Source organism: Chloracidobacterium sp. (assembly GCA_015075585.1).
In the GTDB taxonomy this organism is placed as follows: domain Bacteria; phylum Acidobacteriota; class Blastocatellia; order Pyrinomonadales; family Pyrinomonadaceae; genus OLB17.
The window spans coordinates 599,707-610,733 of record JABTUB010000001.1 but is presented as its reverse complement, the minus strand read 5'-3'; the positions used below and the strand labels follow the sequence as shown (position 1 = coordinate 610,733).

The window sequence follows — 11,027 nt, the reverse complement described above, 5'->3', positions numbered from 1 at the left end:
TTAACCCTTGAAAAGCAGATACCGCGGTGCGTCTGCATCACGCACAAATCCGCCCGCGACGAGGCCTTTTCCGAATGCCGTTTCGAATTCTTTCTTCAGGCGCGCCTGTTCGGCGGCCGCTTGCCGCCGGTCGCGCTCGACAATGCCCGGCCAGTCATTCAGCGTAACGATCTCGGCCGCGGGCGTTCGCGTTTCGACGTATCTTTCGCCCGCGGCAAGCGCGCGAACCTTTTCGCTTTCCAAATACCATTCGGCGAACAGGCGGTCGCTGGCAAGCGGAACTGATCCGCCCGCCGAGCCATAGTCGGTACCGTAAAAATTGACCATAAATTCCGTTACTACGGCACCGAGTTTTTCAAGATTGAAGTAAGCATTACGCGCTTTTACCGGTTCGAACGTCCACTTTATGTATTTTACTCCCAGAGCGAGGGCGCGTTCACGCTGCGCCCATTTCAGCTTTGCACCGACACCATGACTTTGGTATTCGGACCGAACACCCGTCATGTGCGAATAGAATGCGCGCTCACCTCTCAAAAAAGCCGGTACGCTAAGAACAAAGCCCGCCAATAGGCCATTATCATAAGCACCGAGCGTAAAGCCGCCTGCATTTTTTGTAACGACAAAATGCCGCACCGGCGAGATCTCCGTCTCCGGCAAGGCAAATACTTCACGCTGAAGCTCGACACACTCGGCAAGCTGCTCCAAGGCTGTGCACTCGCGGATCTCAAGTCCCGTATCGCTCATCAGTCTCAAATCGTATCAGAAACAAGGGTCGCGGGCTAAAAAATATCCTTAACTTTTACCTATACAGTTTGTTATCATTTCAAAAGGCCGGCCTGCCTCGGCCGAACTCCCTATTTTCCGATGTCAAACACCTCGAGCCTTGAGATAACAGGAAATTTCCTGTCGCACTCGTTCGCAGAGTTGATCGCCGAGATCGCGCTCTCCTCGCTGAACGGCAGCTTAAGGTGCGCCGCAAAAGGGAAAAAGTGCATCGCCTATTTTCGAAATGGCCGTCTCGTCTTTGCTGTGTCGAACGCCCGATCGTCGCGGCTTTTCGATATGATGCTGAAACGCGGCCGTATCAATGAAGATGACCTGCAGCGAATACCGAATTTCCAAAATGACCTGGAATTCTCAGCGTTTTTGCAAGCCGCGAATTTCTTATCGCCTGATGACGTAAAGGCTCTTTTTGTTGAGCAGATCGGTGCGATCGTGATCGACCTGATGAGCTGGATCGAGGGCGAATGGACATTTTCCTCGCTGGCACGCGTGCGTGACGGCCTTGAATTCAAGATCGCCGTAACACAATTGCTGGCTGATTTTGCACGTGTTATGCCGGCATCCGTTATAATGTCGCGCTTCAGAGGGCCCGATGAGACATTCAGGCGAATAGGCGGCCCGCGGGAACATATCGAGCTGTCGCCCAATGAGCTTCGTACATTTATGTCTATCGGCGATGAGCCTATGATGGCGCGCGATCTCATACCGAAGGTCGGCATCGACGAGAGCACAGCGATCCGTGCGGTCTATATGCTTTGGCTGATCGGATGTCTAAAACGCGAGGATTGGCACCCGGCATTTACCGATATTTCCATCGCCTCGATCAAGAACGCACGATTGGAACTGAAACAAGAAGCTAAGATGATCGCCGTGAAGGCCGCAGATACGGCAAAAGGCGACGGCTCTGCTGATACGACGAACGATGTCGAGGTGATCTCTCTCGACGAATACCTTGCACGCGTCGAAACGGCGCAAACGTTCTACGACGCCCTCGGAGTTGATGTAAAGGCCGAAGTTTCAGAGATCAAGCGGTCATATTTCGCACTCGCAAAGCAGTTTCACCCGGATCATTTCCACAAAGCGGAAGCCGAATTGCAGCAGCGTGTGCAGAGTGCCTTTACACAGATATCGCAGGCACATGAAACGCTCAAGACCGAGCAATCGCGTGAGCTTTACGATTTCAAGGTCAGGAAAGAACTTTCAGAAAAGCAAACGTCTGCAGGATCTAACGCCGCGGATGCGACATCGGACGGCGCCTCCTATCAGCAGCTTCAGCAAGCCCATCAGAGTTTCGAGCATGGATTCGATCTTCTGCACGACGGCGATACCGAGCGGGCGGCTGTCTTTCTCGCACGTGCCGTTCATTTTGCGCCTGAGAATGCACGCTACCATGCGTTCTACGGCAAGTGCCTTGCTGTTGATGCCAAAAAGCGCCATCAGGCGGAGGCCGAACTGCAAGCAGCTATCCGTTTAGACGAGCGCGAACCCGAATACCGCAGAATGCTTGCCGAGTTCTTTATAAGCCAAAAGCTCTTTAAGCGTGCCGAGGGCGAATTGAAGCGTCTTTTGGCGATCTTTCCCAACGACAACGAAGCGCGTGAGCTGCTTCAGAGCATCAAATAGCGCGTTCTGTCCGCTCGCGCTTGAAAGTTACCGGCAAAAGCGTTCAAATTACAATTCGTGTACAGCGTTACTGCACCGACATCCAAATTCGAAGAACAGCTCATCAGCACGGCCTCTGACTGTGACCTGTTCGAGGGCTACCCTGCCGGCCACTCTGCCAGAGTTGCAGAAGCCGCGGACAGGCTCGCCGAGGTCTTTGGGATGAACGAGAACGACAGGCTCCTACTTCAGCAAGCCGCTCTCATTCGAAACATCGGTGAGGTCCTTATGGCCCGCGAATATATCTCGGAACCGAGGCAGTTAACCGCCCTCGAACGTACAGATCTGCAAAGGCATCCTGTGATCGGCGAACAATCTGCGGCGAAGCTCGAACTTCCGCGAAGTGTTCAGCTTATCGTGCGTTGGCATCACGAATGGTGGAACGGCATGGGCTACCCGGATGCTCTTTCGGGCGATGCCATTCCGCTTGCGGCGCGGCTGTTACGCGTCGTCGATTCATACTTTGCGCTGATCAACGAACGCCCGTTCCGAAATGCGATGACCGAACAGATGGCACGTCGGCATTTGGTCGATTGGGCAGCCATTGAATTCGATCCGTCGGTCGTAAAGGCATTTCTCGAAATGCCTCTCGCCGGGTATGATCTTTCCTCGGACAGCGAGCTGATATGAACACGGCATCAAAAACCTTTCCGAAAGGCCTCCTTGCCTTTGAAATGAGCGTGCTTCGGCGGCAGAAGTTCAGCTCGGTATCGATCCCGTTATCGCCTGATACAGCATTGCCCGCGTACCTGAAACGCTGCGGAGTAAAGGTTGCTGCCAATGACCGCCTGCGTTCATCGGCCGCCGCCGGATATGCCCGGATCGTCAATAACTCGCACCTGCTCAGCGATGATGAGGTCGGTGTTGTCCTCGACGATGCGTACGTTCCGGGCTACAAGCTCGAAAATCCTTCGCTGCTGAATTGGTTCAGAGAGCCGGACGCCTGGTGGTTCGACAATGTGCGGCGCAATATCGACAACCTGGCATCGCCCGTTTCAAGGGCAATTGCCGCGAACCTTGCTATCGGTGCCGGGCGGTATGCATTGAGCTTTTCCGAAGAAACGCGGCAGTTCCGGCGGCCGCTCTCGGTCGCGTTCCGCCGCCTGTGGTCGATCGAGCCGGAACCGTTCGATAACGGCAGCACAAATATCTTTCGCAGCGACACAGCAGAAGACTTCCTGGCTGATACCGCCGTGATCGAGAATTTTAATGAGCTTTTGTTCCTGCGGCTGCCTGAGCCGCACACGCATTCGATCCGCGAATCGCTGGCCGCGTCCGCATGGGAAGAGGAGTGGATGCAGGGCCGTGACGATCTTTGGAACGATCTGGAGCTGCGATATCAAGGGACGTTCGGCGGAGCGACCGCTACGAAATCCCATTATCTTTCAATGCTCGGCCGCCTGCTCGAGGTCGCATCCAATATCCGAACATGGGCGATCGCCCATATGGAAACCGGCTTTATTAGCGCCGATGATATCGTCGAGGCCGTCGGCAAACACCGCCGCGTTGACACGCTTTATACAAAAGACCTCACCGAACTTACAGGCACGAAGGCCGTCATCGTTACTGCCTAGCCGGACGCTCCCTTACAAACCACACAACACCCGCCATCGCCGATAATATTCCTGAGATCACCGTCAGCGTTTGCGGCGTCATGTAATACATCAGTTCACTTGCGCCGTAACTCATGATGCCGAACACAGTTAGCTCCGCACCGCGGTCAAGTGTCGAAATGCGTCCGCGAATATGATCCGGCAGGCTCCGTTGGAACATCGTCTCCTGCACGGCATATTCGACGCCGATGATCGTTCGCGAGATAAAGACAGCGACCGAGAAAAGCATCAGCGTCGGCATAAAGACCGCTAAAGCAAAAATGACCCCGTGAATTATCAGCGTCCAACCGACGAACGCGCGGTTCGTCCCCTTTCGGTCGAGCCATATCGAGGTGCGGTGCGCGATCAGCATTCCGACCGTCAGTCCGAGTCCGGTTGCCGTCCAAAGTATCGCCACTGCCATGTCGGCGTTCCAGCCCTCGGCCTGAACAAAATACACACCGCCGAGCCGTTCGAAGATAATGTTCACCGCACCGCCGCCGGTCGCCCAGATCATATTCAGAAGCAAGATCGTCAAAGCGAAATGCTCTGTGAACGCGTAATGAACTCCTTCTTTCAATTCCGTGACAAAGGACGAACGCTCGGTCTTTCCACGCATCCGAGCAGCGGTCGCATCATCGCGCGTCGCCTCTTCAGGTATCATCCAAACCGTCCACGCCGAGACGAAGAATGAAGCGGCATTTATGATAAATGCCACCTCGTACCCGAAAGCCGCCGATGCCCAGCCGCCGAGTGCCGAGCCGACGGCCATCAGCAGAAATCGAGTCGAGAACATCAATGCGGTTCCTGCCAAAAGCCCTTCTTGCCCGGTCAAATTTGGCGTTGCAGCATTCTTCGCACCATCGAAAAAGGCTCCTGAAGTATGCATTATTACGGTTGCAACGTACGCGATCCAAAGGCCGCTGTCATCGCGGACGAGTAAAAATGAGAGCGCAACGCCGCCGCGCAGAAGGTCGGTAACGATCATTACCGTCCGCCGCGAGAATCTATCCACGAACGTACCCGCGATCGGCGACATCAACGCGAAGGGGATAAGCCTTGCGACAAAGAACAGTCCGGCTGCGATAGGAGACGCATCAGATACAAGGCGCACCAAGCCGAGGCCGGCAATGAAGTTGAACCAGTTGCCCAACTCCGAAATAAATTGCCCGGCGAGCAAATTGCGGAAATTGCGGTTCCCGCGGATCAGCTCTGCATAACTCAGCGACCGCATCTGAGTACAGAATACCGAGTGCGAAGGGAATTTTTAATCCGACGAGATCATAAGTGGGCAAGGCAGGCATCATTCTTCAAAGAAAGGACGCCTGCCTTGGAAGTATGGTCAAAGTTTCCGACTATTACTTTCGGGCGTTACATTCCGCCTTCCGCAAGCGGGACTTGCCCGGTTCGGATCGTACGCGGACGCCTCAGCCATCGTGCGGCTCGGCGCAGAACCAGTGCGAAACCCGTATAGACAAGAAGGGCTCCGCCAAGACACGCTATAAAGCCGACGGCCTGGCCGATCAGCCCGAAGGATTCGCCCGTGTGTGTAAAACGCATCCAGAGGCGAAGCTGCTGCCCGGTATTCCTTTCTCCGTAAGGCTCCCATTTCGCTGCCTCGCCCGTTGCCGACAACAGCGTTAGTGTCGAGCGGCCGAAGATATTCAGATACTTGCCCTCATCGACCGTAAAAACAGCCTCTTCGACTACCGGCAGCCGCAGCGAAACGGTCTTCCAGCCATCGTTTCGCATCATCGCAGCGGCCCACAGTGCATCGATCCTATCGGGCGACGCCGGAACTTGCGGCATAGCCGGAGCACCGGGATCCTTTGCCGCCTGCTGAACGGGCGGATCGTTCCCGGTTACCTTATACACAAGGTCGCTCGCCCATTTATACGATATGACCATTCCGGTCGCAGTCAGCACGATCAGCACCAACGAACACCAGAAACCTGCCACGTTATGCCAGTTAAAATCTCTCGCTCTGCCCGTATGTGTCTTACGGAACCAAACAACGGGCCGAATGTGCCGCAGATTCAGCCGCCGCGGCATCCAAATATACATGCCCGTAATAGCGAGGACCAAGAACAACGCATTGCAAAAACCTGTAACGGCTTTACCCCACGCACGTCCGTCGCCTTCGAGTGCAAGCCACCGATGGAGAGATGTCGTCGCCGCAAAAAAACTTCGAACCGCCGCATTCCCTTCGCCCAGCACTTTGCCCGAATACGGATCGATAAAAAGCCTTCCGTCACGCCCGAGCGACACGACGGCTGCTGCATTCGGATCACTTGAAAGCGTTATCGAGGCAGCCTTTGCATCGGGCCGAGCATTCGAAGCCGACGCCAGCAGGGCGCTGACCGGCAGTCCTTCGCCCTGCACACCCGCCACCCGCTGCTGATCGCCTTCAACGTAATTGACAATATTCTTTTCGAACGACAGCACCGCACCTGTAACACACATTACGAATATAACAATGCCGCCGATCACACCTGTTATGAGGTGCAGCCAAAAGATGACCTTTCTAAATACCTTCATTATTTGTTCTTCGAGAACCGATCGCTGATGCGATCTATTGAAAACGACTTTCAATTTCAGAACATAAATTACGACGGATCACTTCTCGCTGTCAAACGGCACTTTCGGATTTAGGAATACAGCGGATCAGTCCTTGGCTGGGCGCCGTTCGAACTGCGGCACACGTTTGTCGAAGAATGCCGAGACGCCCTCTTTGAAGTCCGCAGATCTGCCGGACTCGATCTGACATTCATGCTCGAGGGCAAGCTGAGTCGAGAGGTCGTTTGAGAACGAGGCGTTGAGCATTCGTTTTATGCGGGCGATCGAACCCGTCGGACCGGATGCGAGGCGGGCAGCAAAGGCCCGAGCCTCAGACAGAAGCTCGGCCGCGGGCACGACCTTGTTGATCATACCGATCTCGGAGGCGCGCTGCGCTGATATCGCGTCGCCTGTCATCAAAAGTTCGGCCGCAAGCTTTTCGCCGACAGCTCTCGGAAGAAAGAATGTACCGCCGCAGTCCGGCGACAAGCCGATCCGTACAAAGGCTTCTCTGAACGCAGCATCTTCGGCAGCTATCACGATATCGCACGCGAGGGCAAAATTGACACCGGCTCCGGCACAAACGCCGTTCACGGCGGCGATGAACGGGATCGGCGCTTCGCGTATGAACCGGACAACGCTGTGAAGCTCGCCGAGCGGCTCTTCGAGAAAGGCCTCGATCCGGCCTTCCTTCTCCCACATTGTCCTCATTTCCCGCAGGTCGCCACCCGAGCAGAAAGCACGGCCGCCGCCCGTCAGGACGACCGCGCATGAGCCGTCATCGACGGCTTTGCGAAACGCACTGCCGAGGTCGATCGTCAACTGCATCGACAGGGCGTTAAGGGCATCAGGACGGTTCATGGTGACAGTCGCCACTAAGCCGTCAAATTCGTAGTGAACGGTCTGGAACTCCATTTTTCAGGCGTACCTCGCACGCGAACGGCTCGACTCGTAGCAATCTTTACACATTATCGAGCGGCCTGTGCGCGGCTGGAACGGCACAGTGTCATGCTTACCGCAATTGTCGCAGACTATCTCATACCGGGCCGGCGCATCGGGCCTCGAAGCCGCGCGTTTCGAACGGCACTTAGGGCACCGCTGCGGCTGCATCATATTGCGTTGATAAAAAAGCTCTTGTTCCTTTTCGCTGAAAATGAATATCTCTTTGCACTGCAAACACGAGATCTCGACATCGGGCATAACGTCACCTCTAAAGACAGTTCAATAATGTCTGTAAACGGAAGTGTAGCACAACCTGCGCTACTGCGATAAGGCTTCAACGTGGCGCTTGACCGTCGTGCCGAGTGTCGCAAGATCATAGCCGCCTTCGAGACAAGATACGATGCGGCCCGCGGCTGACCCTTCGGCGAATTCACGCAGGACGCGCGTCATCGCACAGAAGTCGTCGTCCTCGAGCCGCAGTTGCCCGAGCGGATCGTTGAGGTGTGCATCAAAGCCGGCAGAGATCATCACAAGATCGGACGTGAACCTTTTTGCGATATCCTCGATCGCCGCCTCGAACATACGCCGCTGCTCGGCAGCGCTCGTCCCCGCCTTGATCGGAACGTTCATCGTCGCCCCGAGGCCTCGCCCGTGGCCTGTTTCACCGCGGCTGCCGGTGCCGGGGTACCACGGATATTGATGCATTGAAAAGAAGAAAATGTTCGGGTCGTTATAAAAGATGCCTTGCGTTCCGTTGCCGTGGTGAACGTCCCAATCGACTATCACAATGCGGTCTATCTCATTGTAATTATTCTGTGCGTGCCTCGCGGCAACGGCGATATTGTTAAAGAGGCAAAAGCCCATCGCTCTTTCCGCGGTCGCGTGATGACCCGGCGGGCGTACGGCGACGAAAGCATTGTCAGCCTCGCCCTGCATCACCGCATCGACCGCGGCAATAGCTCCGCCGGCGGCATATAAAGCGGCGTCGAACGACCTCATCGAGATCGTTGTGTCGGCGTCGAGCGCGGTAAGCCCGTCAGAGAATGCGTTCTCGACCTCTTTGAAATGCCTTGCCGTGTGCACAGCTTGAATACTTCCCTTCGAAGCAGCGTCGGGTGTGATCACTTTCAGCGAACACCAAAACTCTTCATCGCCGCGAAGAGCCTCCATAACAGCCTTGTAGCGCAAAGGCGTCTCCGGATGCCCCGGCCCCGTGTCGTGTTCGGCATAGATCGGATGTTGGATCAAGGCAGTGGTCGGCATAAATCCTCGGTCGATATCACTCCGGCTTCCGGCGATAACGTCCCGAAGATTCTAACAGATAACATCGCCGGACAGAGAGATCACAGGCGAAGCCGCACGCCGCAAAGCGCCGATGCGTCACGCGTATGCCCGAAAACTGCTAAAATGAAAGCCGCGCTACCGCGTTATGCGGCGAAAATAAATTGAATCAATGGCGCACGAGCAAAATGAGATACACCTTGTCGCTAACCTTCTTTATCCTTTTTTCTGTATGCATGTGCGCGGCACAGACCGGAACCGTTCGCGTTTACGGGCCGGGCGGGCCGTACCCTGCTATAAAAGAGATCGCAGGAAATTTTGAAAAAGAGTTCAACATACACGTCAGCGTTACAAAAGGGCCGCTGAAAAACTGGCAGGAAAAGGCGAAAAAGGACGGCGATATCTTTTACAGCGGCTCGGAAAATATGATGGCCAACTTCCTGAGCGTTTTTGGCGATGCGATCGTGCCCGAGACCGTTTATCCTCTTTTTTACCGCGGTTCGGGGCTTATCGTAAGAAAAGGCAATCCGAAAAAGATAAAAAGCCTCGCAGACCTCCAAAGAAGCGACATCAAGATCTTGGTCGTGAACGGTGCGGGGCTGACCGGCGTTTGGGAAGACATCCTCGGCAATATGAAAGACATGGCCGCGTTTCGAAAGATCAGAGCAAACATCGTCCATCACGCTGAGAACAGCGGCCTCGCCGAGGCGTATTGGAAGCAGAACCCCGAAATCGACGTTTGGATCAGTTGGAATATCTGGCAAATTGCGAACGCCGACACCGCGGATTTTGTCCGGCTCAAAGAAAAGTACACCATTTACAGGGATTGCGGTATTGCACTCAGTAAGGCAGGCTTCGACAACGCCAACGCAAGGAAATGAGGGTGTAAATAATTTTGTGTAAATGGTCATTAACGGTCGAATGGGATAAGGTTCGGCGAGGGAGGAAAGATGACCATAGACAACGAGCTGATTGACAATTTATTGAAGGACTATAAGAAGCCGGAGGATCTGATCGGGGAGGACGGATTGCTGAAGCAGTTGACGAAGCGGCTGCTGGAGCGAGCGATGGCGGCAGAGCTGACCGAGCACGTGGGATACGAAAAGCATGAGGCGTCGGGCAGAGGCAGCGGCAATTCGCGCAACGGGACATCGAGAAAGACGCTGAAAGGCAACTTTGGCACAGTACCGATCGAGGTGCCGCGTGACCGGGCGGGGACGTTCGAGCCGCAGATCGTCGGCAAGCATCAGACGCGATTCACGGGTTTTGACGAGAAGATCATATCGCTTTACGCACGTGGGATGTCGACCCGCGAGATACAGCAGCACATCGAAGAGATCTACCAGGTGGAAGTCTCGCCGACGCTTGTTTCGACAGTCACCGATGCGGTCATTGATGAAGTAAAAGCGTGGCAGAACCGGCAGCTTGACGAGGTCTACCCGATCCTTTACCTGGACGCTCTTCAGTTCAAGGTTCGAGACCAGGGCCACGTTCGAAACAAGGCCGTTTATCTGGCGATCGGTGTCAACATGGACGGATTGAAGGAAGTGCTGGGCATGTGGATAGCTCAGAGTGAGGGGGCAAAGTTCTGGCTTTCGGTCGTCACCGAACTCAAGAACCGCGGCGTTAATGACATCATTATCGCCTGTGTTGACGGGCTCAAAGGCTTTCCCGAAGCGATCGAGACCGTGTTTCCGAAAGCTGAGGTACAGTTGTGCATCGTCCACATGGTACGCCATTCGCTCAATTACGTCGGCTGGAAGGAGCGTAAAGAAGTGGCCCGGGACCTTAAAACGATCTATAGCTCGGCGACTGACGCAGAGGCCGAACAGCGGCTCGACGAATTTGCCGACAAGTGGGATGCCCGCTTTCCGACGATCTCTCGAAGCTGGCGCTCGAACTGGACCCGCATAATCCCATTTTTTGCCTATCCGCCGGAGATCAGACGCGTGATCTATACGACCAACGCCATCGAGTCGCTCAATATGACGCTTCGCAAAGTGACAAAGGCCCGCGGATCATTTCCAAATGACGAGGCCGTGCAAAAACTGCTCTATCTCGCTCTGCGAAATATCACAAAAAAATGGACCATGCCGATCCGCGATTGGAAGGCCGCCCTCAGCCGGTTCGCTATCGTCTACGAAGACCGGCTGCCACAGAGTTGACAAGATCGGGCTATGGAAACCGTGGAAAAATAAAAGACATTTTTCC

At 54.9% G+C, this 11,027-nt stretch carries 11 protein-coding genes; 5 read left to right on the top strand and 6 right to left on the bottom strand.

Annotated features, from left to right (window positions below; genetic code table 11):
* Positions 1 to 744 carry a GNAT family N-acetyltransferase gene (locus tag HS105_02735; protein MBE7515517.1) on the bottom strand — a complete coding sequence of 248 codons (744 nt, stop codon included), beginning with the start codon at positions 742 to 744 and terminating at the stop codon, positions 1 to 3.
* Between the two features lie 120 nt (positions 745 to 864).
* Between HS105_02735 and HS105_02730 the strand changes: the two genes are divergently transcribed.
* Genes HS105_02730 through HS105_02720 form a run of 3 tightly spaced genes read left to right on the top strand, consistent with a single transcriptional unit; the run spans position 865 to position 4,019 of the window.
* Complete coding sequence (locus HS105_02730; GenBank protein ID MBE7515516.1) at positions 865 to 2,406, top strand: DnaJ domain-containing protein; 1,542 nt, start codon at positions 865 to 867, stop codon at positions 2,404 to 2,406.
* Between the two features lie 57 nt (positions 2,407 to 2,463).
* The gene (locus HS105_02725; protein MBE7515515.1) at positions 2,464 to 3,075 is read left to right on the top strand and encodes an HD domain-containing protein; all 612 of its coding nucleotides are present in this window, start codon (positions 2,464 to 2,466) and stop codon (positions 3,073 to 3,075) included.
* Positions 3,072 to 4,019 (top strand): hypothetical protein, encoded by a 948-nt coding sequence (locus HS105_02720; protein MBE7515514.1) that lies wholly within the window; start codon positions 3,072 to 3,074, stop codon positions 4,017 to 4,019. The genes HS105_02725 and HS105_02720 overlap by 4 nt, the downstream gene beginning before the upstream one ends.
* Here HS105_02720 and HS105_02715 read toward each other — a convergent pair.
* The 5 genes from HS105_02715 to HS105_02695 all read right to left on the bottom strand — a co-directional run bounded on the left by HS105_02715 (position 4,009) and on the right by HS105_02695 (position 8,798).
* A complete protein-coding gene (locus HS105_02715) occupies positions 4,009 to 5,271 on the bottom strand; it encodes an MFS transporter (GenBank protein ID MBE7515513.1) in 1,263 nt (420 codons plus the stop codon). The genes HS105_02720 and HS105_02715 overlap by 11 nt on opposite strands.
* Positions 5,272 to 5,408: 137 nt before the next feature.
* Positions 5,409 to 6,575: a PepSY domain-containing protein gene (locus tag HS105_02710; GenBank protein MBE7515512.1), complete on the bottom strand. Its 1,167-nt coding sequence runs from the start codon at positions 6,573 to 6,575 to the stop codon at positions 5,409 to 5,411.
* A 126-nt stretch (positions 6,576 to 6,701) separates the two neighbouring features.
* On the bottom strand, positions 6,702 to 7,508 hold the full coding sequence (locus tag HS105_02705) for an enoyl-CoA hydratase/isomerase family protein (protein MBE7515511.1): 807 nt from the start codon (positions 7,506 to 7,508) through the stop codon (positions 6,702 to 6,704).
* Between the two features lie 3 nt (positions 7,509 to 7,511).
* Positions 7,512 to 7,793 (bottom strand): zinc-ribbon domain containing protein, encoded by a 282-nt coding sequence (locus tag HS105_02700; protein ID MBE7515510.1) that lies wholly within the window; start codon positions 7,791 to 7,793, stop codon positions 7,512 to 7,514.
* A gap of 60 nt (positions 7,794 to 7,853) precedes the next feature.
* Positions 7,854 to 8,798 (bottom strand): histone deacetylase, encoded by a 945-nt coding sequence (locus tag HS105_02695; GenBank protein ID MBE7515509.1) that lies wholly within the window; start codon positions 8,796 to 8,798, stop codon positions 7,854 to 7,856.
* A gap of 206 nt (positions 8,799 to 9,004) precedes the next feature.
* Here HS105_02695 and HS105_02690 point away from each other — a divergent pair, with 206 nt between their 5' ends.
* Both HS105_02690 and HS105_02685 read left to right on the top strand, forming a co-directional pair.
* Complete coding sequence (locus HS105_02690) at positions 9,005 to 9,697, top strand: substrate-binding domain-containing protein (protein ID MBE7515508.1); 693 nt, start codon at positions 9,005 to 9,007, stop codon at positions 9,695 to 9,697.
* A gap of 69 nt (positions 9,698 to 9,766) precedes the next feature.
* Entirely contained in the window at positions 9,767 to 10,981 is a 1,215-nt protein-coding gene (locus HS105_02685; GenBank protein MBE7515507.1) for an IS256 family transposase, read from the top strand.
* Positions 10,982 to 11,027 lie beyond the last annotated feature (46 nt).

Excerpts from the sequence above, each read along its gene's own strand:
- HS105_02710 (MBE7515512.1), bottom strand. The coding sequence starts at position 6,575 with ATGAAGGTATTTAGAAAGGTCATCTTTTGGCTGCACCTCATAACAGGT.
- HS105_02730 (MBE7515516.1), top strand. The coding sequence starts at position 865 with ATGTCAAACACCTCGAGCCTTGAGATAACAGGAAATTTCCTGTCGCAC.
- HS105_02705 (MBE7515511.1), bottom strand. The coding sequence starts at position 7,508 with ATGGAGTTCCAGACCGTTCACTACGAATTTGACGGCTTAGTGGCGACT.
- HS105_02715 (MBE7515513.1), bottom strand. The coding sequence starts at position 5,271 with ATGCGGTCGCTGAGTTATGCAGAGCTGATCCGCGGGAACCGCAATTTC.
- HS105_02685 (MBE7515507.1), top strand. The coding sequence starts at position 9,767 with ATGACCATAGACAACGAGCTGATTGACAATTTATTGAAGGACTATAAG.
- HS105_02735 (MBE7515517.1), bottom strand. The coding sequence starts at position 744 with ATGAGCGATACGGGACTTGAGATCCGCGAGTGCACAGCCTTGGAGCAG.
- HS105_02720 (MBE7515514.1), top strand. The coding sequence starts at position 3,072 with ATGAACACGGCATCAAAAACCTTTCCGAAAGGCCTCCTTGCCTTTGAA.
- HS105_02695 (MBE7515509.1), bottom strand. The coding sequence starts at position 8,798 with ATGCCGACCACTGCCTTGATCCAACATCCGATCTATGCCGAACACGAC.
- HS105_02700 (MBE7515510.1), bottom strand. The coding sequence starts at position 7,793 with ATGCCCGATGTCGAGATCTCGTGTTTGCAGTGCAAAGAGATATTCATT.
- HS105_02690 (MBE7515508.1), top strand. The coding sequence starts at position 9,005 with ATGAGATACACCTTGTCGCTAACCTTCTTTATCCTTTTTTCTGTATGC.